We start from the raw sequence: 26456 nt of genomic DNA on the forward strand, positions 1-26456 counted from the left end.
AAAGAGGGAGAGATCGATGAGCGAGCAGGTTTCGAAGGGCGGCAATGCGGGCTATCTGCTGGTCGCGATGTGGGTCGGGCTGGTCGCGGCGCTCGGTTCCGGGCTCTGCGCGGTCGCGGGTTTCCAGCCCTGGCTGCTCTTCCTGGGTTGGTGCGCGTTCAGTACGGGCGGCGGCACCGCAAAGGGCGGCGCGCAGGCGATCGCGTGCGTGATCCTCGGCATCGTCCTCGGCATGGTCGGCGCCACGGTGCTGGCCTCGATCCACAGCCTGGGCACGCTGGCCCTGATCATCGTCGTCTTCTTCCTGGCGACGATCGCGATGCTGTCGATGCTCACCCCACCGGTGAACAGCATCATCGGCTATTTCCTGGGCATGACGGGCTATTTCGCGTCTCACCTCGAGCCCAGCCTCGAAAGCCTGGCGATGCTCGCCGCGCCCGTCGCCTTTGGCGGCGCGTGCGGCTGGGTGGCCGCGCATTTCGCCCACAAGATTCACAGCCACTGATCATTCAAACCGGCACCGATCAAGCCGGGGAATCGGGGCAACGATCGGCCCCGCAGAGAAAGGACATCCAATCATGAAGTTTGCGACCGTTCGGCATGACGGAAGGACATGCGCCGCCATCATCGATCCGGACGCCAATCGCGCGTGGCTGCTCGACGGCACGACCCTGCTCGACATCATCGCCGGGGATGCCGCGGGTGGCGCACTGCCGGTGCCGACGGGCGACGGAGTGGACCTGTCCGCCGTCGAGATGCTCGCACCGATCCCGGCGCCGCGCCGGAACATCTTCTGCGTCGGCAAGAATTATCACGCGCATGCGCATGAATTCACCCGCAGCGGTTTCGACAGCAGCGCGCAGAGCGCGGCCGATGCCATCCCCAAGGCGCCGATCATCTTTTCCAAGGTGCCCGAAAGCGTGATCGCGACCGGCCAGCCGATCCGTTACCCGACCGGCGTCAGCGACAAGGTCGACTATGAGGCCGAACTGGCGATCGTGATCGGCAAGGGTGGCCGCGGCATCTCCAAGGCCGATGCCTATGATCATGTCTGGGGCTATATGATCGTCAACGACATGACGGCCCGCGACCTTCAGTCGACGCACAAGCAGTGGCTGATCGGCAAGTCGCTCGACACTTTCTGCCCGATGGGGCCGTGGCTGGTGACCGCCGACGAGGTCGAGCCCGAGAATCTCAATGTCCGCTGCTGGGTGAACGACGAATTGCGCCAGGATGCGATCACGTCCGATCTGATCTTCGACATACCGACGCTGATCGAAGCGCTGTCCGCGGGCATCACGCTCTATCCCGGCGACATCATCGCCACCGGCACGCCCGAGGGCGTCGGCATCGGTTTCGATCCGCCCCGCTATCTGGTGCCCGGAGACCGCGTCTCGGTCGAGATCACAGGTCTCGGCCGCCTCAGCAACGTCATCGCATAACGGAGCCAGCATCATGTCGAATTGGGTTACGGAAATACAGGGCGAAGGGGATCCGATCCTGTTCGTCCACGGACTGGGCGGCACGTCCAACGTGTTCACGCCGCAGGTGGCGGTGCTCCAGCGCTTCTTCAAATGCGTCCGCCCGGACCTGCCCGGATCGGGCCGCAGCGCCACGCCCGACACGCTCGACCTCGTCGCGCTCGCCGACGATATGGCCGCGCTGATCGAGGCGAACGGCGGCGGCCGCTGGCACGTCGTCGGCCATTCGCTGGGCACGGTCGTCTGCCAGCACCTCGCGGTGCGCCGGCCCGATCTGGTGCGCAGCCTGGTGCTGGTCGGCCCGCTGCTCGCTCCACCCGAGGGCGCCCGTACCGCGCTGCGCGATCGTGCCGGCACCGCCCGCCAATCGGGCATGGCGGGGATTGCCGACGCCATCGTCCAGGGCGGCACCTCCGCCAACACCAAGGCCAACCAGCCTGCGGTCGCGGCGCTGGTGCGCGAGATGCTGATGCGCCAGGATCCCGAGGGCTATGCGCTGACCTGCGAGGCGCTGGCCGCGGTCCAGGGCGCCGACGTCGCGAAGATCGCGGTGCCGACGCTGCTGCTGACCGGCGACGAGGACGGCACCGCCCCGCCCCGCGCCGTGAAGGCATTGGCGGGCGCGATCGGCGGCGCCGAATATCGCGTGCTCGACCGCTGCGGCCATTGGGCGACCTTCGAAGCGCCTTCCACCATCACCAACGCGGCACTGAACTTCCTGCTCGACGCCGCATGACCATCATGCCGGGCCGTCCGAGCGGCGGCCCGGCACGGCTCAAGCCGATCTACCAGAGCGGATCGGCGTACAGATCCGCAAGATAATCGGTCAGCGCCCGCACATGCGCGGGCACGAAGGGCGAGGCCGGATAGACGGCGAAGATGCCGAGATCGGCGACCCCGCCATAATCAGGGAGCACACGGACAAGCCGTCCGTCCTTCAGTTCCCCGCTGACGTCCCATAGCGACCTGAGCGCGATGCCGACGCCCGCCACTGCCAGTTCGCGCACCACCTCGCTCGAATTGGTGCGGACGGTGCTCACCCCCTCGACATTGATGGTCCTGCCGCCGCGCGCCAGGATCCAGGGCCATTGCCCCTCGGCAGCCAGCAACCGATGTCGCTTCAATCCTTCGATCGTTTCGGGCGCACCATTGCGGGCCAGATAGTCGGGTGCCGCACACAGGATGCGCTCGCTCGTCGCGAGCTTGCGGCCGTCCAGCCCCACGCCCTTCGCCTGGGCGATGCGGATCGCCATGTCGATCCGCCCCGAAACCATGTCGACGAAACTGTCGGTCAGGTCGAGGGTGAGCTGAATGTGCGGATAGGCGCGCAGGAAGCCGGCCAGATGCGGCGCGACATGCATGCGTCCGAAGCTTGTCGGCGCTGTGACGACGAGCGAACCCCGTGGCTCGGCCGCACCGATCAGCCTGGCCTCCGCCTTTTCGAGCGCGGACAGCAAGTCCACCACGTCGCGGTGGAATTGTTCACCCAGCGGCGTCAGTTCCATCGTCCGCGTCGTCCGATGGAGCAGACGCGTGCCCAGCCGCTGTTCCAGCCGCGCGATCCGTTTCGACACCATCGCCGGCGAAATGCCCAGCGCACGCGCCGCGGCGGACAGGCTGCCGGACGCGACGACGGTGGCGAACAGCGCGTGATCGGCGTCCATCATCTTTTCCCTGAGCGATAAACTGTCTCTCTTTTTTATACTCTACCGGCGGATATGGCTATCGCCTATCTGGACCCTGATTATCATCAGGGAGACGGCAGATGGCCGACATGATCGACAAGGCAGGCATCCGGGTCGCGGAAGAGCTCGTCCGCTTCATCGAGGATCAGGCGCTGCCCGGCACCGGGCTCGATCCCGAAGCCTTCTGGTCCGGAGTCTCCGCGGTGTTCGCGCGTTTCGCGCCCGAAAACGCCGCGCTGCTCGCGAAGCGCGACGCGCTTCAGGCGCAGATCGACCAATGGCACGAGGCGCGCGCCGGCCAGGCCGTCGACGGACCGGCCTATGCCGGGTTCCTCCGCTCGATCGGCTATCTGGTCGACGAGCCCGCGCCCTTCGCGATCGCGTCCGAGAATGTCGATGCCGAGCTGGCGACGCTCGCCGGCCCGCAGCTCGTGGTGCCCGTGCTCAATGCCCGCTTCCTGCTCAACGCGGCGAATGCGCGCTGGGGCAGCCTCTACGACGCGCTGTACGGCACCGATGCCCTGCCCGGTGCGGCATCCGGCCCCGGCTATGATCCCGTGCGCGGCGCGCAGGTGATCGCATGGACCAAGGCGTTCCTTGACCGCGCCGTGCCGCTGGCGAGCGGAAGCTGGACCGACTGGACCGGCGGCACGCCCGACCTGGCCGATCGCGCCCAATTCGCCGGTACGCGGGGAGACAATCTGCTGCTGGTCCATAACGGGCTGCACATCGAACTGGTGATCGATCGCAACCACCCGATCGGCCGGACCGATCCGGCCGGCCTTGCCGACGTCGTACTCGAATCCGCGCTCTCGACCATCGTCGATCTCGAGGATTCGGTCGCCGCGGTCGATGCGGCGGACAAGGTCGCCGCCTATGCCAACTGGCTCGGCCTGATGAAGGGCGAGTTGACCGCCAGCTTCGACAAGGGCGGGCGCAGCATGACGCGCACGCTGAACGAAGACCGCGATCACGTTGCCCCGGACGGCACCACCGTCACCTTGCCGGGCCGCAGCCTGTTGTTCGTGCGCAATGTCGGCCACCTGATGACCACGCCGGCGATCCTGCTGGCGGACGGCGGCGAGGCGCCGGAGGGCATATTGGACGGCATCGTGACCAGCGTGATCGCGATGCACGACCTGAAGCGCACCGGCCGCTTCGTGAACAGCCGCGCCGGATCGATCTATATTGTCAAACCCAAGATGCATGGCCCGGAAGAAGCGGGCTTCACCAACCGTCTGTTCGACGCGATCGAGGATCTGCTGGGGCTGGCCCGGCACACGGTGAAGGTGGGCGTGATGGACGAGGAGCGCCGCACCTCCGCGAACCTCGCGGCCTGCATCCATGCGGTGAAGGACCGCATCGTCTTCATCAACACCGGTTTCCTCGACCGCACCGGCGACGAGATCCACACCTCGATGAAGGCCGGCGCGATGATCCGCAAGGGCGACATGAAGTCGTCCGACTGGATCGCTGCCTATGAGAATCGCAATGTGCAGATCGGCCTCGCCTGCGGGCTTTCGGGCAAGGCGCAGATCGGCAAGGGCATGTGGGCGGCACCCGATCGCATGGCGGACATGCTCGAACAGAAGATCGGCCATCCGCGCACCGGCGCGAACACCGCCTGGGTTCCTTCCCCCACCGCCGCCACGCTGCACGCGACGCATTATCACGCGGTCGACGTGTTCGCCCGGCAGGGCGAGCGCAGGGCGGAACCCGTCGCGGGGCTGGACACGCTGCTCGCCGTCCCGCTCGCCGCCGGCAAGAACTGGACGGCGGAGGAGATCCGCGACGAACTCGACAATAATGTCCAGGGGCTGCTGGGCTATGTCGTGCGCTGGATCGATCAGGGAATCGGCTGCTCCAAGGTGCCCGATATCCATGATGTCGGGTTGATGGAGGATCGCGCGACGCTGCGCATCTCGTCACAGCACATCGCCAACTGGCTGCTGCACGGCGTGTGTTCGACCGAGGATGTCGACGCGGCCTTCGCGCGCATGGCAGCCAAGGTGGATTCGCAGAATGCGGACGACCCCGTTTATCAGCCGCTCGTCACCTCGGGCGCGCCGGGGATCGCGCTCCAGGCCGCCCGCGCGCTCGTCTTCGAAGGCACGGCGCAGCCCAATGGCTATACCGAGCCGCTGCTTCATCGGTATCGGTTGCTGGCGAAGCAAGAACAGGCCTGAGCCGCAAACGCGAAAACCCTCTCCTCCCCATCGAAGATGGGGAGGGGGACCGCCGACCATAGGTCGGTGGTGGAGGGGAAATGCGGTGCCGACACCGCGCAGCTATTCAAGTGGAATCGTCCCGACAATTCTGTCGAATGCAGTGTCGGTCGATACATCCATTTCCCCTCCACCACCCCGGCTTGCGCCGGGGCGGTCCCCCTCCCCACGCTTCGCGTAGGGAGGAGAGGGAACACCCTGTCCCCTATCGTTTCGCCGGCAGCGCGAAGACCACATAGGAATTCCGTCCCTTGGGCCCGCGCGACGGACCGATCGGGCTCATCCCGCTCGGAAAATAATAGGCGACCGGCACCGCGATATATTGCCGGCCCCGCACCGCGTAGATCGCGGGCACGCCCTGCGGGATCGAGGGCAGTTCGTGCTCCCAGAGCAGCTTGCCGGTGTCCCGGTCATAGGCGTGGATCTTGCGATCGTCGGACGATGTCGCGATGATCAGCCCGCCCTCGGTGACGATCAGCCCGCCCTTGGAACGCGACACGCCGGTCTGCGCGACCGGATAGCCCGGCACGCCGCCCAGCGGCACCTGCCAGATGATCTTGCCCTCGTTCAGGTCATAGGCGGTGATCGTCGTCCATGGCGGCTTGATCGCGGGCAGGAAGGTCTTGGCCGAGACCATGAAGCCATAGCTCGAATACCAGCGGCCCTTGCCGGCATTGCTGAGATCCGGCCCCGAGGCGCCATGCGCCTGGGCATCGACCGGCAACCCGCGCGACACCGCCGGCATCACCGGCTGCTGGGTTTCGGAGGGATCGTCGAGAAAGGCGACGACGGCGTCGATATCGGCCTGTTCGAGGCTGCCGGCAAAGGCGGGCATGGTATTGCGTCCGCCCAGGATCGTCTTCGCCGCCTCGGCTGAGCCCAGCCGCGCGACGACGCCCTGGAGCGCGGGGATCGCGGGCTGGCCCTGCATCTTGTCGCCATGGCAGATCGCGCAATTATTCTTGTAGACCGCGCGGCCGCGGTCCTTGGGGGTGGCATAGCCGCCCGCCGGCTGACCATCCATCTTCTCCAGCTTCATCATCGTCGGCAGGTCGAAGGACGAAACATAGAAACGGCCCGATCTGGGTTCGCCCGCCACCATGCCCCAGTTCACGCCGCCATGATTGCCCGGCATCTGCACGGTGTCTTTGAGACCCGGCGGCGTGAACACCCCCTCGTTGCGCGCGGCGCGCACCTGCGACGCGAAGGCGCGCCGCTCCTCTTCGGGCAGGTTCGGATCGATGTCCGCCTCGGTGAAACGCAGCCGGGCGAACGGCGGCAGCGCGGAAAAGGGCTGGGTGGGAGAGGCGACATCGTCCTCCATCTCGCTTTTGGGAACCGGGCGTTCCTCGATCGGGAAAACCGGCTTTCCGGTCGCGCGGTCGAAGACGAACACCATCCCTTGCTTGGTCGCCTGCACGACCGCGTCGATCATCTTGCCGTCGCGGCGCACCTGCATCAGCACCGGGCTGCTGGTGACGTCATAATCCCACAGGTCGTGGTGGACGAGCTGATAATGCCAGACGAGCTTGCCTGTCCGGATATCCAGCGCGATCAGCGAATTGGCGTAGAGATTGTCGCCCTTGCGGTCGCCGCCCCAGAAATCATAGGTGGAGGAACCGAGGCCGAGATAGGCGATGCCCAATGCCTCGTCGACGGCCATGCCGCCCCAGTTGTTGACGCCGCCCATCGTCTGCCACGCATCCTTGGGCCAGCTGTCATAGCCGGGCTCGCCGGGGTGCGGGATGGTGTGGAACTGCCAGACGAGCTTGCCGGTGCGGACATTATAGGCGCGGATGTCGCCGGGCGGCGATCCATAGCCCTCGCCGGTGTTCGATCCCATGATGATGATGTCCCCCACCACCTTGCCGCCTGCAATCGGCGCGATGCTGCCGATCCTGGCGGGATTGCGACCGAGCCCGAGGCGCAGGTCGACCGCGCCGTCCACGCCGAAATCGGTGATCGGCCGCCCCGTCCTGGCGTCGACCGCGCGCAGAGCCTGGTTCTTGCAGAATAGCAGCCGGCTTTCCTTGCCGTCGGCGCTGCGCCAGTAGGAAAGCCCGCGCGTGCGGTCGATCGCGCCCTCCGCCACCCAGATTTCCCTGCCGGTCTCCGGATCGAGCGCGACCAGCGTGTCGGCGTTGCGGACGATATACATGATCCCGTCGGCGATGAGCGGCGCCGCGACCGTGGTGGGATCGCCTACGTCATATTCCCAGACGATGCCGAGCTGGCCGACATTGCTCTTGTCGATCTGGATCAGCGGCGAATATTGGTTCGATCCGAGATTGCCGCCGAAATGCGCCCATTCGGCGGTTTCCAGCCCCACCGGCGTCGACCGGACCGACGATGTCGATGCCGTCTGGCAACCGGCCAATATGGTCGCGAGACCGAGGAACGCGAGGGGACGGCGGGCCATGGACAACTCCGGCATGAACACGGGCAGGGACAGGAAAAATGGGCACCGGACCGAAGGGGATCGGCCCGGTGCCCGGTTGCGGGGTCAGAAGCTGGCGCGACCCCGCAGACCGAAATAACGCGTGTTGGTGCGGTCCATCACGCGATTGAGGAAGCCGGTCGCCGGCGTGTAGCCCAGCGCCGAGATGGTGTAGGTCTGCGCCCTGGTCTTGAAGAGGTTCGAGGCGAACACCTCCAGCGTATAATTTTCCGACCGCAGCCCGACGTTCAGATCCACGAACGCCTTGGCCTTGATGTAGGAAGTCGGCAGGCGCAGCAGGTCGAAGCGCTGTTTGCTGGCATATTTGAGCAAGGGCGCGACGAACAGCTTCAGACCCCCGTCGCCGACCGGCACCGCATAATCGAGCCCGGCAGTGAAGCGCAGCTTCGGTGCATTGTTCAGCGTCTCGCCCGACATGTCGCCCTGGGTGTTGCCCGTGGGCGTGATCGCGCAGGCGACCGTGCCGACCGGCGCCGCCGTCGCCACCGCGCCGGTGTAACAAGGCGCATTGGGGAAATCGAGGATCTTGGCGTCGGTATAGGCAAGGTTCAGCGTGGTTCGCAGTTCCTCGATGAGGTGCGTGTCGAGGCTGAGTTCGACGCCGCGCGTCCGCACGCGCCCGACCGGCTGGGTCTTGACCACGGGCGGCAGGTTCGGCGTGGCATTGGGCACGTTGGTATAGGCCTGGTAATTGGCGTAGCGCCCCTGGAACGCGGCGATGTTCAGCGTCACGCGGCGATCGAGGAACTGCGATTTCAGGCCGAATTCGATGTTCTTCACCGTTTCCTGCGGCAGCGTCTGGAGCGACGTCACGATCGCGGTGGTATTGTCCTCGGCATCATAGACCGGCCCCTGTTTCGCTTGGGCATAGGTGGCGTAGACCATCACGTCGGGCGTGACGTGATATTGCGCGCCGAAGTCGAAATTGACGAAGCTCGCATCGTCCTTGCCCTGGCTCAGCACCGTGGCGATCGCGGGGAAATTGGCAACAGTGCCGTTCGACAGAGCCTTCTGCGCCGCCGGCATGCCGTTGAACAGCCAGCTATATTTCACCTTGTCATGCTCGAAGCGGATGCCGCCCTGGATGGTGAGCTGGTCGGTCACCGCATAATCGGCATGGGCGTATGCCGCGATGGTTTCGGTCCAGAAGGTGCGATACCAGTCGACCGGCAGCCAGTAGCGCTGATAATTGAAGCGCTGCTTGAGGTCGCTGTAGAAGACGCCGGCGACATAATGGAATGGCCCGCTCGACGGCGAGGAAACGCGGAACTCCTGCGTCAGATAATCGGTCGCGTTGAGCAGGTTGTTGTACCCCTGCCATTCCGGCCGGGCGTTGAAATCGGCGAGCGGCAGGGTGAAGCCGAGAAAATCGCCGCGGATCGGGCTGTTTTCCTTGAGATAGGACGTGATCGAGGTCAGCGTCACCCCGCCCGAACTCTCCCATTCGCCGCGCAACACGCCGCCCCAGGTCTGGCTGTGCGCGGTGCCGTTGTTCGGCGACGCGTAATATTTATTGTCCGGGCCGATCGGCACGCCGGGCTGGAGCTGGGCAAGGCTGCGGCGATTGATGTCGGCCGCGAAGAATATCGTCGGGTTGGCATAGGCGTGGATATATTCGTTGCCGCCGAGCGACGCGTTGCCCGGTGTCGCGGACACACCGGTCGGCGCGGCGCCGACGCCATTGCGATGCGCATATTGGTAGAAGAAGGTGCCCGTGATCGTCAGATCCTCGGTGGGCCGGAACTGGATCTTGTTGCGGGTGCCGTAGACGTAGGAATTGGCCCATTTGTCGAGGGTGATGTTCTTGTAGAGGCCCCGGAAGCCGTCATAATATTGCGAGATGCTGATGCTGATCTTGTCGCTGATCGGCCCGGAGACGAAGCCCGACGCCTGGAACTGATTGTCGGTCGTGCCGAGCACATTGACGAAACCCGTCCAGTCGCTGGTCGGCGCGGAGGTCACGATATTGATCAGGCCGCCGGTGGCGTTGCGCCCCGCCAGCGTGCCCTGCGGCCCGGGCAGCACTTCCACCTGTGCGATGTCCTGAAGATTATTGGCGATATTGGCGCGCGACGGCTGCGGCACGTCGTCCACCACGATGCCGACCTTGCTCTGCGCGCCGATGGTGGGGGCGCCGGTGCCGACACCGCGCATCGTCAGCGTCTGGCCGACGCCCGACACGGTCGGCACGATCTTCGACAGATCGGCGATATTGGTGATATTCTGCTGCACGAGTGCATCGTTGGTGACGACCTGAACCGATTTCGGAACATCCTGGACATTCTCGCTGCGCTTGTTCGCGGTGATGACGATCTCACCCTCGCCGGTGGCGTTCTCTCCCTGCGCGTCATTGGTCTGTGCCTGCGCGCCGGTGGCGGCAAGTGCTGCGATCGAAACCCCGATCAGGCCGAGGCGATGGCGATAGTTCATGGAAATCTCCCTCTTGATCGTTCTGTCGTTGCGTCCTTGATGCGGTGATTCCTGCGGTCCGAAGCGCCGGCTAGGGCCGGGCCAGTGCGGCGGCGATGCTCGCGATCAGCGATTTGACCGCGACCAGCGGGTCCGGAAGATCGGTCTCGGTGTAGAGTTCGACCGAATAGATACCGCCATATCCCGAGCGTTCCGTGGCGAGCACGATCGGGCGGATCGGATATTCGACATGCCGGCCCGCCGCGTCGAAATGCAGCCCCTTGGCCGATACGAGCGACAGATAGGGGAACATCCGGCTCAAATCCGCGATGCGGCGGCGTGGGTCCGGCGCCTCCGAATTGCCCCAGTCGAGCAGCCCGCCGACATTCTCGTGCTTCACCAGCGACAGCAGTTTCGCGACATTGGCGATGTGCTTGGAATGGCCGAGATGGTTCTCGACGAGCAGCTTCACGCCGATCGTGCGGCCATAGTCGCCGAGCAGCCGAATGGTGGGCGCAAGCGCGACCGGATCGAACGGATCGGTCGGATTGCCGGAATCGATATTCGCCCGCATCATCGCCGCGCCGAGCAGCGAGGTGCGCAGCATCCAGTCCTTCACGAAGGTGATCGACCGTTCGCGCACCGCATCATCCTTGCTCGACAGGTCGTAATCGCCGTCGAGCTGGAGATTGAAGATGCGGCACCCCGCCCGCTCCGCCGCGGCGCGCAGGCTGCGGCAATAAGCGGGGCTGTCGTCGGCGAACTGGAAGTTCCACACCTCGATATTGGTGAGCCCGAAGGTGTCGCGGATGAAGGCCGGCGCCTCCAGCATCGGCAGCGGGGGCGAGACCAGCGGCATCGGCTGGTTGGGATTGGTCGGAATGCGGTCGCGCAGGCAGACCGTGGTCATGCCGATGCGCCGAAGCTGCCAGGGCTCGAGCGCCGCCCCGCTGGCCGCAACTGCGGGCAGGCTGCCCATACCGCCGGCACAGGTCGCGACGATCGCACCTCCAGCCATGGTTCGAACAAAGTCTCGGCGCTGCATCAGATGCTCCCGTTCAAGGCACAAGCGATCCCATCGGCGGAATCGCGTCCGCCGCCATTCTTCGGATCTGTTCAAACTCAGGGTGTCGGCCGAAGACTTTTCGTCATGTTCGGACCGACCCGTTACTCAACTCGACTTCGACTGCTGATCACGATTCAAACTGCGTTTCCGGCGACCTGTGCCGGGTCCTTCCTGTGGATGATGGCGAAGGTGGCGATGCCGCCGACAAGCACGACCGGCAGAACCCCGAGCAGCACGCCTGTGCCGCCACCGCCGGCCGCCATCAGGAAACCCGCGAACATCGGGCCGACGACCGAGCCGAAGCGGCCGATCGCCATCGCGGCACCAACGCCGGTGCCACGCGCCTCGGCCGGATAAAGCCGCGGCGCGAGACCGTAGATGATCCCCTGCACGCCCATGCTGCCCAAGCCGACGAGCACCCCGGCCGCCAGCATGAAGCCAAGCTGCGCGGGGGCATCCGCGATGATCGCGAGCGCGAACGCGAGCCCCGCAAAAGCCGCGACGATCACGAGCCGCGGATTGAAGGCCACCATTGCGCGACCGGCAAGCACGCTGCCCGTGGCGCCGGCGATATTGAAGAGGATCTGGACGATGCCGGCACCCGCCTTGTCGATGCCGCGCGTGACGAGCAGCGTGGGCAGCCAATTCAGCAACAGGCCGTGCACGCCCAGCGCGCAGAAGAAACCAAGCCACAGCAATAGCGTGGTGTTGAGATTGCCCGGCCCGAACAGCGCAGCGAGCGGCGCGGCGCGGATTTCGGTCGTGCGCAGTGCCGGCTTGTCATGCGGCAGCACCCAGTAAAGCAATGGTGCGACGAACAAAGGCGCGACACCGCCGATGATGAAGATCGTCTGCCAGCTGCCATGCGCACCAAGCGCGGAGATAAGCGACGCCACCGCGCCGCCCGCGGGCAGGCCCGCATAGAGCGCCGCGACCGCCGCGGCGATCCTGCCGGGCCTGGCATTTTCGGCGACGATAGCGATCAGGCTGGGAAACGCCCCGCCAATGCCGAGGCCGGTCATGAAGCGCATGACGAACAGGCCGGTGAAATCATTGGCGAAAGCAGTGCCGAGCGAGAACAGGCCGAACAGCAGCAATGCCGGGATCAGCGTCGCCTTGCGCCCGAACCGGTCCGCCAGGCGGCCGCCAATCACTGCGCCGGCGATGAGGCCGAGCGTGGCGGCGCTGAAGAAGAGGCCCATTTCCGCGGGCCCGAGGCCAAGCGCGGGGGCGAGGCGCGGCGCGACGACACCGGCGGCCTGGATGTCGAAACCTTCGATGATCGCGACCAGGAAGCACAGCGCCATCATCGCGCGTACCGGAATGCCCGACGGAGCGGCCCTGCCGGCGGCGGATGCCGTCATCTCACCCTCGCGCATGGCGCCTGCTCCTCTCACCCGACTGGCCGTGCCAGGCCAGACGATGCTCCGCCCAGGCCGCGACGCCAATCAGGCGATCGTCGCTGCCGGCCGGGCCGACAAGCTGCATCCCGATCGGGAGCCCCTGCGCACCAAGCCCGATCGGCAAGCTGACGCTCGGCCCGCGCAGCAATGTCCACAACCGGCTCATCACCGGATCGCCGGTTCCATCGGCGGCGCGGGGCGCCTCACCCAGCGCGGATGGAGCGATCCATGCATCATAGCCCGCGAAGAGGCGGGCAAACTCGGCGCGCGCCCAGACGCATTCGGCCTGCGCCGCGTCGTAGTCCAGCTTCGAAACGGCGTCTCCGGCCGCGCAAAGCTGGGTGAAGGCCGGGCTCAGCGTCGCGGCGTGCCTATGCTGCTCGAAGGCATAATTGCGCGCCACCTCGAAAGCCATGATCGTCTTGTGAAGCTCGGTCAGCGGCGCGAAACGCTCCGGCAGGGCGATCTCCTCCACCACCGCACCCGCATCGGCGAGCATCGCGACTGCCGCTTCGGTCAGCGCATTCGCCTCCGCTTCCATCTGCGCCCAATGAAAGCCACGGACAAAGCCGATGCGCGGTCGCTCCACGACCGGTCCCGCAGTGACGGCACGGCCGAGCAGCACGTCGCGCAGCGTCGCCACATCCTCGACCGAACGGGTGAGCACGCCAAGGCTGTCGAAGGATTCGGCGAGCGGTCGGATACCCGAAAGGCTGAATTCGCCGTGACTGCCCTTATAGCCGACCACGCCGCAAAAGGCGGCCGGCCGCGTCAGTGATGCCGCGGTCTGCGATCCGAAGGCGGCGGGCACCATGGCGTCCGCGACCGCGGCCGCCGATCCGCTCGACGATCCGCCCGGTGTGCGATCCGGATCGTGCGGATTGCGGGTCTTGCCCGCCGCGAAATAGGCGAATTCGGTCGTCACCGTCTTGCCCATCACGATCGCGCCGGCGCGGCGACACAAAGCGACGCAGCCCGCATCCCAGGCCGGACGGCGATCGCGATACGGACCGAAGCCGAGGCCGGTGGGCATGTCGTGGGTGTCGATGATGTCCTTCACGCCGATCGGCACGCCGTGGAGCCCCCCCTTCGCCGGCGCGCGATCGGCCGCGCGCGCGGCGGCGAGAGCAGCCTCGGCATCGAGCCATTGCCACGCGCCGACCCGCGCCTCGCGCTCGCCGATCCGTTCGAGGCACGCGCCGACCAATGCTTCCGACGAGAGATCGCCGCCGCGGATGCGGCTGGCGATCTCCGTCAGGGTCAGCGTGTGGAGCATGACGCTAGCGGATCAGTTTCTGGTCTGCGGGAATGACGTCGCCATTCTCGACCATCGGTTCGCCGTCGAGATAGAGGCTCGCCCCCTTCATGACGATATCGAGGTGCGCCGGCGTGTTGCGGCTGCCGCCGACATCGGTGTTGGGGCCGGTCGACCACAGCACATTGCCGTAAAAGGCGCGGCCGTCCTGCCCGATGGCGGATTCGCGATTGATCAGGCTGATATTGTTCCACAGAGCCATCTCGTCCAGACCCCAGCCGATATGCGCCATGGCATAAGCGTCGGGATCGTTCCACGCCGCCAGGAAATGACTGAGATGCTCGGCGTCGAATCCACCGGAAATATCGGTGATGAAACCCTTCTCCACGGTGATGTGGATTTCGCCACGCACGAATTCCTTGAAGGGATAGATGATGTCCCCCTCGCGCAGCACGATCTTGCCTTCGCTCTGACCCTCATTGGGCCAGGTATAGGCGAAAGCGCCGGGGAAATGATCCCAGCGGCCGGGTATGTCGGTATAGCCATATTGCAGGATCGGCGTGTGTGAATATTGGCCGAGCTGATAGGTCAGGTCGGTGCCTGCCGGGCTCGTGATCCGAAGCGTCTTTGCCGCCGCGATCTTGCTGCCGGCGGCCTCGACGCGCGGGCGCGCATCGGGACGCGCGATCATCCGCGCCAGGATATCGGCAGGCTCGACGACCATCAGCACCCGCGTGCCGGCCTTCTGGATCTCGATCTGTTCGGGCGAATGGAGCAGGCCGACCAGGTCGATCAATATATCGGTGCCCTTCAGTATCTCGACGCCCGATTTGTGGCCGGTGAGCGGTGTGATCCCCCACAGCGCGCCCTGCGCCGTGGTCGGCGTTGCGCCCGCGCTTTTCATCGGCTGCGGCAGATGCAGATGGAACACTTCCGCGCCGAGCCGCTGGCCCGCCGCCACGAACGCCTCGGCATAGAAAGGCCGCGTGCCGGGGCCGCTGAGCACCGCCATCACCTCGCCGGGGCCGACCTTGCAGAGCTCGAGCTCGCGTTGAAACAAATCCAGCAGGTCAAGCGCGCTCATTGGTGACTCCTTCGATCGTCATATGCTTCACGCGGCCAGCAGCGCGCGTACCTGTTCCCGCAGGAACGCCGCGTCGGCCGGATTGCGTTGGGGATTGCCGGCGACATGCCCCCATTTGCTGGGAATCGGTGCCAGCGTCGCCTGTCCGAGATGCGGCAGTTCCAGCGCATTGTCGGCAACGCGGAAATAGAGGTCGGTCTGCCCCGGCATCAGCAGGACGCGCGCCTTGATGGCGCCCAGCGCGGCGGCAAGATCGCCGCGATAGAGATCGTTGTCGCTGATATCGGCGTGATACCAGGTCATCAGATGGGCATGGAGATCGGAACCGTGCCGGGCGGCGAAGCGTCCGTCCCAGTTCTGCGCCAGATAATCCTCCAGCGCGTCGACTTGGAAGGCATCGCGATACAGCCCCTCGCGGTAGAATGACTGGCTCATCGCCCAGCCCGCATAGACCCGGCCAAAGGCGCGCAGCGCCTCATTCGGCTTCGAATGGAAACGCCCCTCGCCCTTATATTGCGGCGTGGCCTGGAGCAGCGCCATCAGCCCGGCAAGGAACACCTGATTATGCGGCGCGGTGCGCGCGCTGCCGCAATTGACGACGATCCGGTCGACCATGTCGGGATAGAGCGCGGCCCAGTGATAGGCCTGCTGCGCGCCCATCGACCAGCCATAGACGCAGGCGAGACGCGAGACGCCGAACAGGTCGGCCAACAGGCGCTGCTGCGCGCGGACATTGTCCGCCATCGAAAGCAGCATCGGATAGGATGCGTTGTTCGACGGGCTCGATGACAGGCCGTTGCCGAACATGTCCACCATCACGATGAACCAGCGGGCGGGATCGAGCACGCCGTCCGGACCGATCAGCCACTCCACGTCACCGTGATGCACGCCGAAGCTGGTGGGATAGAGAATCACATTGTCGCGTTCGGGCGAAAGCGTGCCGTGGGTCTTCCAGCTCAATTGCGCGGCCTGGAGCACGTCGCCTTTCTGCAGCGGCAGATCGCCCAACTCATAGCTGCCTTGCTGCGTTTCCCAACTCATGCGCGCACCAACCTCCACTAACGATCAGCGTTTTATGTGACACACATGATCTAGGTCAACTACTAATGTAGCTTGTTGGAAACATTTATAGCGGATAAGAGAATAGGTATCGAAGGTCGAGCGGCCCTGTCTGGCCGCGCGAAAGACGGAGAATGCGAATGGAAGTGATCGTTGCGGGCGCGGGCTTGGGCGGCTTGGTGGCGGCGAACAAGCTGCACCGCCTGGGCCACGACGTGACGGTCATCGATGCCGCGCCGGTGCTGCTTCCGCTGGGCGTCGGCATCAACATGCTGCCGCACGGGGCGGGCATTCTCTACGAACTGGGGCTGGAGGATGCGCTCAACCAGACGGGCATCCAGACCAGCGCCGTCGAGTATCGCACCGAATTCGGCCAGGTGATTCTGCGCGACCCGCGCGGGCGCAACGCCGGCGATCCCTTTCCGCAATATTCGATCCATCGCGGCCATCTGCACAAGGTGCTGCTCGACGCGGCGACCGCAGCGCTGCCCGAGGGGCGGATCATGACCGGGCACCGGATCGAGGGTTTCACCCAGACCGCCGATCGCGTCTCCGCCCGGCTCCGGCGGGCGGACGGCAGCGCGGTGACGCTGGAGGCGGACCTGCTGATCGGCGCCGACGGCGTCCATTCCGCGCTTTGCAGGCAGATGCACCCCGATGCCGCGCTGACCTTTTCCGGCACGATGATGTGGCGCGGGGCGGTGGAACGCGAACCCTATATGGACGGGCGCACCATGGTGATCGCCGGCCATCACGATGCCAAGATGGTGATCTATCCGATCTCGGAAGAGGCGCGGCTTCGCGGCCGCTCGCTGATCAACCTCACTGCCGAGATCCATATCGGCACCAGCGCCAGCTATCCGAAAGAGGACTGGAACCGGCCGGCGGACATTGGCGAGTTCATCCATGCCTTCGAACATATGAAGTTCGATTTCCTCGACATCCCCGCCGCGCTGCGCGAGATCGACGACGTATTCGTCTATCCGATGGTCGATCGCGATCCTTTGCCTTTCTGGAGCCAGGGGCGCGTGACGCTGATGGGCGACAGCGCCCATCCCATGTATCCGATCGGCGCGAACGGTGCCTCGCAGGCGTTTCTCGACGCCGATGCACTCGACAAGGCGCTGCGCGACCATGCCGATCCGGTGGAAGCGCTGAAGGCCTATGAACAGCGCCGCTTGCCCGCCGCCGCCGCCGTGGTCGCCGCGAACCGCGCCAAGGGCCCCGAAGCCGTGCTCCAGCTCGCACGCGAACGCGTCACGGGGCCGGACGACGACATCAGTGCGCTGATCTCACAGGAAGAGATCGACGCCATCACGCGCGGCTATCAGAAAGTGGCCGGATTCGATCCGGAAAGCCTGCAGGCCAAACAGTCCGAGATCGCCGGCAAGGGCGGAACAACCCGGCTACCAGTATAGCGATGGAGATGCTAGGCAGCGCATATCGGGCTTCGGCCCCGCAGCTGTGCAAAGCGCAAGGCGAGAACGATTTTGGTAAAACAGGGCAAGTTCCCATCGGAGGAGATGGGCCAGAATAGCGATGAACCAGGCGGCCCCCATATTCCGAGGCCCGCATCACCCACCGAGTTCAAACTTGGCGAACGGGTGCGCGCACTTCGTGCGGCGAAGAGTTTTACCTTGAACGAAGTCGCCGAGCGGGCCGGACTGGCGCGATCGACGCTGTCGAAGATCGAGAACGACCACACATCCCCCACTTTCGAAGTCCTCCAGAAGCTCGCCTTCGGGCTGGGCGTGGCGATGGACGAGCTGCTCTCCTCCCCCGCGGCACTGGCGCCGATCGGCCGCTGGAGCATGACGCGCAACGGTGAGGGCCAGATTCGCGACACCGGCCCCTATACCAGCGAATTCCTCTGTGCCGGCCTGACGCAAAAGAGCGTGCTGCCGTCAAAGGCACGGGTGCATGCCCGCTCGCTGACCGAGTTCAAGGATTGGGTGCGCCATGAAGGCGACGATTTCCTGCTGGTGATCGAGGGCGAGATCGAGTTGCACACCGAATTCTACCAGCCACAGCGCATGCAGGCCGGCGACAGCGCCTATTTCGACGCGCGCATGGGCCATCTCTGCATTTCGGTGAGCAAGGAGGATGCGCTCGTCCTCTGGGTGGGCACCAATCTCAACGAAGTGCAGGTCGGCTGATCAAGCCGCGCAGGGTCACCGCTTCCCAAGCCGGTTGGTGAACAGGAACGTCCCCTTGCGGGCCGATGTCAGTATATCGGGGCGCCCGTCGCCATCGACATCCGCCACCGCGATCTGCGTGCCCACGCCCGAGCGATTGTCGATCAGATGGGGAATCCAGCGCACGATCCCGCCGGCGCGGCTGAGCTCGAACCAGTAAAGCACCGGCGGATCGTCGACTTCGCTCTCCTGCGGCTGGGGGCCGTGCGACCACCAGCGTTTGCCGGTGACGATATCCTGCAGCCCGTCGCCATTCATGTCCGCGAACCCCAATGCGTGCAGTTCGGTGAAGGCAACTGACGCGTCGGTTTCGGCCCAGCCGCCGCGCGACGCCGGATCGCTTTCCGGGCTGCCCATGATCAGATGCTTCTCCCAAGTGATCCTGCCGGTCGTGTCGCGTTGCTGCCGGTACCAGGCTAGGCCGACGCCATGGGCGACGAGGCTGGTGACGACGTCCGCTAGCCCGTCTCCATCGGCGTCATAGACCGACATCTGCGCGCCGCCGCAGATGAAGCCGCAGACCGGATCGTCGGTGCGGAAAAGTTGCTTGTGATAGGTCCATAGCCCGGTGTGGCCGGGCTCGGGCTGCTGCCACCAACCCTCGCCATTGACGATGTCCAGCCGGCCGTCGCCGTCGATATCGCCCACTCCGGCGCCATGGCCGCGCCAGGTGCCCTTTTCGGAAACCGGCGTGAAGATCCACGGCTTTGTGACGTCGGCGGGATCGGGGCGTAGGATACCCACTTCGGCATCGTCCCAGCTCGCAAGGCCCGCGCGGCGCATCACGAGTTCGAGCCGGCCGTCGCCATCGATATCGACCAGATCCTCCTGCTCGTCCGCGACGATCGAGGCGATTTCGTAATTGTCCCAGCTCCGGCTTTCCGCGCCGGGATTGATGAAGAGATGCGCTGAAAAGGTCGGTTTGCCGCCCAGCCCCAGGATCGCGAGGATATCGGGCCAGCCATCGCCATCGAAATCATGGACCCAGGACTGGAAGGCGTTGCTGTAGCTGCCGTGCGAAATCGCCGGCACCCGCCCCCCCGGTTCGGAGGCGGCCGCGGACGACATGCCGATGCCGGGAATCGACGGCCCGTCGAACTGGCCGCCTTGCGGCCCCGCGATATTGGCGGTTTCGGGCGGATAGATCTCGCGCGCGACAGCGAAATCGGGCCCCGGATAATAAAAGGGTCCGGCGACCAGATCGACATGGCCGTCGCGGTTGATATCCCCGATCGACGCCCCTTCCGAATAATAGGCATCGCTCAACTGGCGCCGCGCGAATCCGGGGTCGCTATGGGCCGCAGCGAAGCCGGACGGACGCTCCATCAGGTCGAGCATGCGCAGATCGCGAAGCTGGATCGGCTGTGCACCGGCGATACGCAACCCGATCCGGCCGAATAGCGGCGCGCGATCCATCCGCGCCGCGGCAAGCCTGCGGCCATTGATCGACGCCGTGATCGCATCGCCGCGCATGACGATCTCGATCTGGTTCCAACCGGTACGATCGAGCGCGATCGTCACCGGACCGGCCGGACGCGCCAACGGTGCACCGCCATGTCCGTCCCTGATCCCCGCACAGGCGAGCGGCCGGCACGGGCCGGCATCGATCTTGCCGGGCGGCGGCGATGGCGGCGGCGCAGGCATGACCGTCGCGCCGGATAGCGCGCCGGTGCGCGGATCGATCGTGACCCGATACAGCTTGCCGAGATCCGGCCCCGACACTGGAATGTAGATCGCGCTCAACCCGGCGGCTGTCGGCGTCGCGCGGACGACGATACCTGCTTTGCAGTCGGTGCAGCGAAACGCCGCGCGGATCATGAAATCCTGATAACCGCGATCGTGCATCACGATGCTCTCGCCGCCGCGACGCACGCGGCCCTCGAGCATACCGGCCTCCGCGCGCCAACCGTCCGCACCGATCTTCTGCCATCCCGCGATGCCCTCGGCTGCCGGGCGGACCCAGCGCATCTCGGCACGGGCCGGACGTGTCGCGCCGGCGAGGACGAGCAGGACGAACGCCACCGCCAGCCATGATTGCCGCAACCGCGCCAGCATCGATTCCCTGCACGCCATCATGGTCCACTCCCCGATGAAGAACGGCCCCAGCCGTGATGTCATCGCTTCGCAAATATCACGCGGGGGCGGCATTGACTATAATTATATGATCATATAATTAATTATTGTGGCCTGCCGACCCGGCGGTCGCGACTTCATCGGCAGCAAGGGATTTTCAGGTGCATGTAGCAATCGTCGGCGCGGGAATCGGCGGCCTGGCGACCGCGGCCGCACTGCTTCAGCGGGGCTTCGAGGTTTCCGTCTACGAGCAGGCGGACAGGCTGGGCGAGGTCGGCGCCGGAATCCAGATGACGCCCAACGCGACCAAGATATTGCGCGCGCTCGGCGTGGAGGACGGGCTGGCGCGACTCGGCTTCAAGCCGGAGGCGATTTTCGGGCTCGACTGGAAGACCGGGCGAGAGGCATTCCGCACCCCGCTCGCCGGCTATTGCGACCGGGTCTATGGCGCAGACTATTATCATGTCCACCGCGCCGATTTGCACGATCTGCTGCGCGATCTGGTGCCGCCCGAGCGCATCCGTCTCGCCCATCGCTGCGCCCGGATCGAACAGGATGCGGATGGCGCGACCATCTATTTCGAGAACGGCGCCAGCGCGACCGCGGACCTGGTGGTCGGCGCCGACGGCATCCGCTCCGCGGTCCGTTCCCAGTTCTTCGCGGGCGCCGAACCCAGCTATACCGGCAATATGTGCTGGCGCGCCGTGGTGCCGCTCGACCCGCCCGATTTCGATCTGGTCCTGCCCGGATCCACCATGTGGTTCGGCCCGCGCGGCCATGTCGTCACCTATTATGTGCGTGGCGGAAAGGCGGTGAACATCGTCGCCATTCACGAGACCGACGCCTGGGAAGAGGAAAGCTGGACCACGCCGAGTTCTCCCGCCGAACTGGGCGCGGCCTATGCGCATTGGCACCCGCGCGTCCTCGAACTGCTGTCGCGTACCGACAGTGTGTTCAAATGGGGCCTGTTCGACCGCGATCCGATGGAGCGGTGGACGGTGGGGCGCGTGACCCTGCTCGGCGATGCCGCGCACCCCATGCTCCCCTTCCTGTCACAGGGCGCGGCCATGGCGATCGAGGACGGCTATGTCCTCGCACGCGCGCTCGACGAAGTGCGGGGCGATCTCGCCGTCAGGCTCGCCGCCTATGAGGCGGATCGCCGGCCTCGCACCGCCCGGGTGCAGCTCGGCGCGCGTGCGCGCGGTCACAGCTATCACCGATCGTCCTGGCTGGGTCGCAAGCTCCGCGACGTGATGCACCGGCTGCGCGCGTTGCGCGATCCGCACGCGTCGGGCTTGCAGGCCGATTGGATCTACGCCTACGACGCCACCACAGTCCCGCTCGGCACGCAACCTGCCGGCGCGTGAGGCGGGAGGAGCGAGAACCGATGGCGACCAGGCCGAACAAACCGCCCGGAGAGGCCCGCAAGAAGAGAGCCAGCCCGGGCCGGCCGGAGGGCCCGAGCAATGTCCGCGCGGAGATCCTGGACGCCGCGGAGGAGAAGTTCGCCGAATATGGCTTTGCCGGCACCTCGCTGCGCGACATCGGCGAACAGGCGGGCGTGACGCAGGCGCTGGTGAATTATTATTTCGGCTCGAAACACAGCCTGTTCGTGGAGGTCTATCTGCGCCGGGGCCGCGTGGTCGCCGATCGCCGCATGGAAAATCTGGCGGCGTTGCGCGAACGGACGGATCGCTTCGGCGTGGCCGATATCCTCCATTGCTATCTCTCGCCGGGATTCGAGCTGCGCCGCTCGTCCGGCGGCCGCGCCTTCCTGCGGCTCCAGGCCCGACTTCATACCGAACCGATGGTCTATGCCTATGACATTCGCCGGCAGACCTATGACGAATCGACGCGCGCCTATGCCACGCTGCTGGGCGAGCATCTGCCGCATCTGTCCGAGCGGACGATCTATTGGCGGCTGGTACAGACCATCGGCGCCTATCTCTACCTCATCTCCGACGCGCATCGGATCCAGGAACTGACCGCCGGCGCGGTGCAGATCCGCGACGACACCGAGACACTTCACCAGCTCGTCGCCTTCGTCGCCGGCGGCTTCACCGCACCCGAGATCTGATATCCGACCCAATTGCACGGAAAGGCGAAAACCTCGACTGAGCGCGCTTGAAAGCGCCTGCCCGATACGAGGACCGATGCACGCGTTGCTCAGCCATTTCGGGGATCGGGAACCCGTTGCAAACCATGCCCCCTGGAATGAATCACGCGCCAGATGACTGCGAAGATCAGGGGTATGGCAATCGCCAGGGCGATCGCGGGATCGAGCCTGGGCAGCAACGGATGCGCCGCTTTCAGCTCATAATTGAGCAGCCCCACAAGATAATAGGTGATCGCCGCGACCGACAGCCCCTCGACCGCCTGCTGAAGTCTGAGCTGCAGCGTCGCGCGATGGTCCATCGATGCCAGCAGGTCGCGGGTCTGGCTCCGCAGATCCACCTCGATCCGCGTGCGCATCAGCGCATTGGCGGAATCGGCCCGCCGCGAAACCTGCTGGGTTCGATCCATGAAGGATTCACAGGTTCGAATCGCCGGCATGAATCTGCGTTCGGTGAATTCGGACAGGGTGGGATGGCCCGGAATCCTGCGTTCCCGCAGCGAATCCAGCCGATCGAAGACGAGCTGGGCATAGGCGCGCGTCGCACTCATTCGAAAGCTGGCTTCGGTTTCGAGCATGTTCAGTTCCGCGCTCAGCCGGGAAAGCCGCTGAAACAGCGCCGCGTCGGTCTGGCTTTGAGGCAATGCGATGCGGTCGACGAGATCCGCGAAATCGAGCTCGATTTGCTTCAGACGGGTCCCGAGCTCGCGTGCGAGCGGCAGGCCCAGCAACGCCATCTTGCGATAATTGCCAAGTTCCTGCAGCCATTGGATCAGCCGCGTCGCCTCGCCTCCGATCAGCCCTCGATCCTTGACGACAATCCTGCCGAACCCATCAGCGTGCAGCCTGAAATCGGCCCATATGCGGGCGCCGCCATCAAAAACGTCGCAGCTGACAAGATCGCCCTGATCGAACGCCTCCAGCAGCTTCACGGGCTCGGGGTCGGTCGCGGATAGGAGCCTGATCTGTGTTCCGCGCAGGATACTGGCCGGCAGGTCCGCCATCCACCCACGCGGGATGGCCGAGATCCAGCCTTCGGCGTCATCATCCGCGCCGCCGCGCCGGATGAAGCTATATGTCGAGAATTCGGTATGGCATTCCCATGTGAAGTCGACGTCCGCAAGCGATGCGCTGAGATGGTTAGGATTGGCGGGGCACGCATCGGGCATCGCACCGGCGATCTTCAGGGCATGCTGACGGACGGCCTCCTGCTCCCCTTCCGCGAACACCGCGAGCAGCTGCGTCATGTGGCTTGGGGCCTCGATATGGCCCAGCCGCCGGGCATGCATTTCCTGGGTGAGTTGCTGGCGGAGAGGATGATCCTGACTCAATGGGTGCTCCCTCATGGCTGGCGCCGGTCTCGCTCGTCAACCGAAGGACGCCCGGCCTTCTGCAATCATATCATCCGATTCCAACGACAAAAACAATACAGTTCTGTTTGGGAAAATGAAGCAAGCTGCCGATCGCCTTATACCGGATCCGCACCGGATGCGGCGGCAATGGGCCGTGCTCGACGCCGAGTGCGGGAAGCACGATCTTAAATCCCATAAAATGGGAATATTATCCCGTAAAATGATTTTGTATTGACGTTTGGCCGGCGCGGGCGCGAAAGTTCGAGCCGGCGGGAAAGCAAGGCGCGTCGCCGGGATCGGTCCGCGTAGGCGACGATGGGCACCGGCGACGAAAACCGACCGTCACCGCCGGGAGAGGGGATGGATATGACAGGATTCAGCATGGGGGCGGTGCGCGACCGTCGCGGCGCAATGCTCGGCGGCGTGGCACTCGCCACCCTGGCGGCAGCCGGCCCAGCATTCGCGCAGGACATGTCCGCCGATACGCCGCAGGCTGCGATACCGACGGGCGATACCGTCGAGGACATCGTCGTCACCGCGCAGCGCCGCGAAACCAAGCTGCAGGACACACCCGCCGCGATCACCGCGCTGAGCGCCGATTTCCTCGAGCGCACCGGCGCCAATCGCATCGAGGACGTGGCCAAGGCCGTGCCCAGCCTGACGATGCCGGGCGCCAGCCTGAACAACAATCCGGCGGTCGCGATCCGGGGGATCAGCTTCTACAGCGGGATCACCGCGGTCAGCTATCCCGTCGCCTTCTATATCGACGGGCTGTTCACCGATCGCCCCTACAGCATTCGCGACCATCTGTTCGACATGGAGCGGATCGAAGTGCTGCGCGGTCCGCAGGGCGTACTGTTCGGCCGCAACGCCACGGCGGGCGCGATCCAGCTCATCCACCGGCTGCCCGACAATGACTGGTCGGTGATGGGGCGGATCGAAGGCGGATCGTTCGACACCTATCAGGGGCAATTCTCGGTGCGCGGGCCGATCGTCGAGGATCTGCTCCAGGTCGGCCTCGCCGGCTTCTATGCCCATTCGGGCGGCTATGTGACCAATGACGTGACGGGCGACAGGCTGTTCGGAGAGAAGAGCTGGGGCGTGCGCGGCACGATCCGACTGACCCCGACACCCGATCTGGAAGTGATCCTGCGCGGCAATGTCTCGAACAACTGGAACAGCTTCGGCATCAAGAACATCGTCGCCTTCGGCACCGACACCTATCGCGCGATCTTCCACGACCCGGCCTATCGCCCCTATCATCTGGGCAATGATTATCAGGGCTTCACCGACCGCGACGGCTATAGCGCCTCGCTGGAAGCCAGATATGATTTCGGCGGTGTCGAGCTGGTCACTCTGACCGGCTATCAGGGTTTCAAGCAGCATTCGCGCGGGGATTCGGATGGCTCGACGGTGGTGCGGTCGGAGAATGAGCAGCGTCATGTCGAATATTCGGCTTTCTCCACCGAATGGCGCCTGTCCTCCACCGGCACATCGCCATTCCAATGGGATGTCGGCGTCTATTACATCCACGAAAATCCGCACGAATATGACAATGACGTGCGACTGTTCGCGGTCACCGGTCCGCCCCGCGTGCGCAATGGCGGCACCTATTTCCGGCTGCAGGATTCGACGAGCGACGCCTATGCCGCCTTCGCGCATGTTGCCTGGTCGCCCAGCCCGAAGCTGACGCTGCGCGCCGGCGGCCGCTACAGCCGGGAGAAGAAAGCGGTCGATATCGATTTCGACCTGTTCACCGCCACCGGATCGACACGCACCGTCGCCAAGGCGGACGAAAGCTGGTCGTCCTTCACCCCGCTGGTCGGTGTCGACTATCGCTGGTCGGACGCGGTGATGACCTATGCGACCGCATCCAAGGGCTTCAAGAGCGGCGGCTTCAACATCTCGCCCGTCGCGCCCTTCGCGCCCGAGAATGTCTGGAATTACGAGATCGGCCTGAAGTCCGACCTGATCGGACGGTCGCTGCGATTGAACATCGCCGCCTTCTATATGGATTACAGCAATATCCAGGTGTCGAAGAACACCGGCAACGGCCTGGCGCTGATCCAGAATGCGGCAAGCTCGACGATCAAGGGCATCGAGATCGAGGCGGTCGCGATCCCGACTCCGGGCATGTCGATCAACGCCTCGCTCGCCTATATCGACGCGCGCTACGACGATTTCATACTCGACGATCGCAATCCGGCGGGCACCAATATCGGCGGCCAGCCGCTGACGCGCGCACCCGAATGGAAGGCGTCGGTCGCCGCCGATTATCGCTTCGCGGTGTCGAGCGGGCTCGAGGCCAATCTGCGCGCGTCGGTGAGCATGGAGGACAAATATTATCTCGAGGCGCTGATCCAGCCGGCGCGCATGGCCTATCTGCGCCCTTCCGTGATCAACGTCGATCTGCGTGCCGGCATCGGCCCCGCCGACGGCCGCTGGGAAGTGGCAGCGGTCGTCCGCAACGCGACCAACGAGCGCTATGTCTCGAACCTCCAGAACCTGCTCGGCGGCGCCACGCGCGGCGCCTATTTCGCGCAGCCGCGATATGTCGGCGGCGAAATCTCATTCCGCTACTGACCCAAGGGAGAAGCA

General features: G+C 65.2%; 19 protein-coding genes. 9 read left to right on the plus strand and 10 right to left on the minus strand.

Features of this window, described 5'->3' with window-relative positions:
* Positions 1 to 16 precede the first annotated feature (16 nt).
* The 3 genes from AC3WN8_RS15425 to AC3WN8_RS15435 all read left to right on the plus strand — a co-directional run bounded on the left by AC3WN8_RS15425 (position 17) and on the right by AC3WN8_RS15435 (position 2217).
* On the plus strand, positions 17 to 505 hold the full coding sequence (locus tag AC3WN8_RS15425) for a DUF1097 domain-containing protein (protein WP_492670336.1): 489 nt from the start codon (positions 17 to 19) through the stop codon (positions 503 to 505).
* A 73-nt stretch (positions 506 to 578) separates the two neighbouring features.
* Complete coding sequence (locus AC3WN8_RS15430) at positions 579 to 1442, plus strand: fumarylacetoacetate hydrolase family protein (protein ID WP_492670337.1); 864 nt, start codon at positions 579 to 581, stop codon at positions 1440 to 1442.
* 13 nt (positions 1443 to 1455) lie between these two features.
* Complete coding sequence (locus tag AC3WN8_RS15435; protein WP_492670338.1) at positions 1456 to 2217, plus strand: alpha/beta fold hydrolase; 762 nt, start codon at positions 1456 to 1458, stop codon at positions 2215 to 2217.
* A gap of 49 nt (positions 2218 to 2266) precedes the next feature.
* On the opposite strand, the gene AC3WN8_RS15440 is transcribed toward AC3WN8_RS15435, so the two are convergent.
* Positions 2267 to 3148, minus strand: coding sequence for a LysR family transcriptional regulator (locus tag AC3WN8_RS15440; RefSeq protein ID WP_492670339.1), 882 nt, complete (start codon positions 3146 to 3148; stop codon positions 2267 to 2269).
* Between the two features lie 98 nt (positions 3149 to 3246).
* Here AC3WN8_RS15440 and AC3WN8_RS15445 point away from each other — a divergent pair, with 98 nt between their 5' ends.
* Positions 3247 to 5352, plus strand: coding sequence for a malate synthase G (locus AC3WN8_RS15445; RefSeq protein WP_492670340.1), 2106 nt, complete (start codon positions 3247 to 3249; stop codon positions 5350 to 5352).
* A gap of 244 nt (positions 5353 to 5596) precedes the next feature.
* On the opposite strand, the gene AC3WN8_RS15450 is transcribed toward AC3WN8_RS15445, so the two are convergent.
* The 7 genes from AC3WN8_RS15450 to AC3WN8_RS15480 form a co-directional block, all read right to left on the minus strand.
* The gene (locus AC3WN8_RS15450; RefSeq protein WP_492670341.1) at positions 5597 to 7810 is read right to left on the minus strand and encodes an outer membrane protein assembly factor BamB family protein; all 2214 of its coding nucleotides are present in this window, start codon (positions 7808 to 7810) and stop codon (positions 5597 to 5599) included.
* An 84-nt stretch (positions 7811 to 7894) separates the two neighbouring features.
* Positions 7895 to 10279: a TonB-dependent receptor gene (locus AC3WN8_RS15455; protein WP_492670342.1), complete on the minus strand. Its 2385-nt coding sequence runs from the start codon at positions 10277 to 10279 to the stop codon at positions 7895 to 7897.
* A 70-nt stretch (positions 10280 to 10349) separates the two neighbouring features.
* Positions 10350 to 11303, minus strand: coding sequence for a sugar phosphate isomerase/epimerase family protein (locus AC3WN8_RS15460; RefSeq protein ID WP_492670343.1), 954 nt, complete (start codon positions 11301 to 11303; stop codon positions 10350 to 10352).
* A 155-nt stretch (positions 11304 to 11458) separates the two neighbouring features.
* The gene (mhpT, locus tag AC3WN8_RS15465; protein WP_492670344.1) at positions 11459 to 12703 is read right to left on the minus strand and encodes a 3-(3-hydroxy-phenyl)propionate transporter MhpT; all 1245 of its coding nucleotides are present in this window, start codon (positions 12701 to 12703) and stop codon (positions 11459 to 11461) included.
* Positions 12690 to 14003, minus strand: a complete 1314-nt coding sequence (locus AC3WN8_RS15470) for an amidase (RefSeq protein WP_492670345.1) — start codon at positions 14001 to 14003, stop codon at positions 12690 to 12692. Before AC3WN8_RS15470 ends, mhpT begins: the two co-directional genes overlap by 14 nt.
* A 4-nt stretch (positions 14004 to 14007) precedes the next feature.
* Entirely contained in the window at positions 14008 to 15066 is a 1059-nt protein-coding gene (locus AC3WN8_RS15475; protein WP_492670346.1) for a 2,5-dihydroxypyridine 5,6-dioxygenase NicX family protein, read from the minus strand.
* A 27-nt stretch (positions 15067 to 15093) separates the two neighbouring features.
* Entirely contained in the window at positions 15094 to 16107 is a 1014-nt protein-coding gene (locus AC3WN8_RS15480) for an alpha/beta fold hydrolase (RefSeq protein WP_492670347.1), read from the minus strand.
* A 158-nt stretch (positions 16108 to 16265) separates the two neighbouring features.
* Between AC3WN8_RS15480 and AC3WN8_RS15485 the strand changes: the two genes are divergently transcribed.
* Together AC3WN8_RS15485 and AC3WN8_RS15490 are read left to right on the plus strand one after the other, a co-directional pair.
* On the plus strand, positions 16266 to 17543 hold the full coding sequence (locus AC3WN8_RS15485; RefSeq protein ID WP_492670348.1) for a flavin-dependent oxidoreductase: 1278 nt from the start codon (positions 16266 to 16268) through the stop codon (positions 17541 to 17543).
* 105 nt (positions 17544 to 17648) lie between these two features.
* Positions 17649 to 18281, plus strand: a complete 633-nt coding sequence (locus AC3WN8_RS15490) for a helix-turn-helix domain-containing protein (protein ID WP_492670349.1) — start codon at positions 17649 to 17651, stop codon at positions 18279 to 18281.
* A 15-nt stretch (positions 18282 to 18296) separates the two neighbouring features.
* Here the strand turns inward: AC3WN8_RS15490 and AC3WN8_RS15495 are convergent, their stop codons facing one another.
* Positions 18297 to 20396 (minus strand): FG-GAP-like repeat-containing protein, encoded by a 2100-nt coding sequence (locus AC3WN8_RS15495; RefSeq protein WP_492670350.1) that lies wholly within the window; start codon positions 20394 to 20396, stop codon positions 18297 to 18299.
* Between the two features lie 158 nt (positions 20397 to 20554).
* Here AC3WN8_RS15495 and AC3WN8_RS15500 point away from each other — a divergent pair, with 158 nt between their 5' ends.
* Entirely contained in the window at positions 20555 to 21760 is a 1206-nt protein-coding gene (locus AC3WN8_RS15500) for an FAD-dependent monooxygenase (RefSeq protein WP_492670351.1), read from the plus strand.
* Positions 21761 to 21780: 20 nt separating this feature from the next.
* On the plus strand, positions 21781 to 22470 hold the full coding sequence (locus AC3WN8_RS15505) for a TetR/AcrR family transcriptional regulator (RefSeq protein WP_492670352.1): 690 nt from the start codon (positions 21781 to 21783) through the stop codon (positions 22468 to 22470).
* Between the two features lie 89 nt (positions 22471 to 22559).
* Here AC3WN8_RS15505 and AC3WN8_RS15510 read toward each other — a convergent pair whose 3' ends face one another.
* Positions 22560 to 23837 carry a DUF3422 domain-containing protein gene (locus AC3WN8_RS15510; protein ID WP_492670353.1) on the minus strand — a complete coding sequence of 426 codons (1278 nt, stop codon included), beginning with the start codon at positions 23835 to 23837 and terminating at the stop codon, positions 22560 to 22562.
* Between the two features lie 387 nt (positions 23838 to 24224).
* Here AC3WN8_RS15510 and AC3WN8_RS15515 point away from each other — a divergent pair, with 387 nt between their 5' ends.
* On the plus strand, positions 24225 to 26441 hold the full coding sequence (locus AC3WN8_RS15515) for a TonB-dependent receptor (RefSeq protein WP_492670354.1): 2217 nt from the start codon (positions 24225 to 24227) through the stop codon (positions 26439 to 26441).
* Positions 26442 to 26456 lie beyond the last annotated feature (15 nt).

Source organism: Sphingobium sp. FW305-3-2-15-F-TSA7 (genome assembly GCF_058787155.1).

Coding starts and splice junctions, on each gene's coding strand:
- AC3WN8_RS15470 (WP_492670345.1), bottom strand. CDS start 14,003: ATGCTCCACACGCTGACCCTGACGGAGATCGCCAGCCGCATCCGCGGC.
- AC3WN8_RS15475 (WP_492670346.1), bottom strand. CDS start 15,066: ATGAGCGCGCTTGACCTGCTGGATTTGTTTCAACGCGAGCTCGAGCTC.
- AC3WN8_RS15430 (WP_492670337.1), top strand. CDS start 579: ATGAAGTTTGCGACCGTTCGGCATGACGGAAGGACATGCGCCGCCATC.
- mhpT (WP_492670344.1), bottom strand. CDS start 12,703: ATGCGCGAGGGTGAGATGACGGCATCCGCCGCCGGCAGGGCCGCTCCG.
- AC3WN8_RS15450 (WP_492670341.1), bottom strand. CDS start 7,810: ATGGCCCGCCGTCCCCTCGCGTTCCTCGGTCTCGCGACCATATTGGCC.
- AC3WN8_RS15515 (WP_492670354.1), top strand. CDS start 24,225: ATGACAGGATTCAGCATGGGGGCGGTGCGCGACCGTCGCGGCGCAATG.
- AC3WN8_RS15490 (WP_492670349.1), top strand. CDS start 17,649: ATGGGCCAGAATAGCGATGAACCAGGCGGCCCCCATATTCCGAGGCCC.
- AC3WN8_RS15480 (WP_492670347.1), bottom strand. CDS start 16,107: ATGAGTTGGGAAACGCAGCAAGGCAGCTATGAGTTGGGCGATCTGCCG.
- AC3WN8_RS15445 (WP_492670340.1), top strand. CDS start 3,247: ATGGCCGACATGATCGACAAGGCAGGCATCCGGGTCGCGGAAGAGCTC.
- AC3WN8_RS15485 (WP_492670348.1), top strand. CDS start 16,266: ATGGAAGTGATCGTTGCGGGCGCGGGCTTGGGCGGCTTGGTGGCGGCG.
- AC3WN8_RS15505 (WP_492670352.1), top strand. CDS start 21,781: ATGGCGACCAGGCCGAACAAACCGCCCGGAGAGGCCCGCAAGAAGAGA.
- AC3WN8_RS15455 (WP_492670342.1), bottom strand. CDS start 10,279: ATGAACTATCGCCATCGCCTCGGCCTGATCGGGGTTTCGATCGCAGCA.
- AC3WN8_RS15425 (WP_492670336.1), top strand. CDS start 17: ATGAGCGAGCAGGTTTCGAAGGGCGGCAATGCGGGCTATCTGCTGGTC.
- AC3WN8_RS15495 (WP_492670350.1), bottom strand. CDS start 20,396: ATGATGGCGTGCAGGGAATCGATGCTGGCGCGGTTGCGGCAATCATGG.
- AC3WN8_RS15460 (WP_492670343.1), bottom strand. CDS start 11,303: ATGCAGCGCCGAGACTTTGTTCGAACCATGGCTGGAGGTGCGATCGTC.
- AC3WN8_RS15435 (WP_492670338.1), top strand. CDS start 1,456: ATGTCGAATTGGGTTACGGAAATACAGGGCGAAGGGGATCCGATCCTG.
- AC3WN8_RS15440 (WP_492670339.1), bottom strand. CDS start 3,148: ATGATGGACGCCGATCACGCGCTGTTCGCCACCGTCGTCGCGTCCGGC.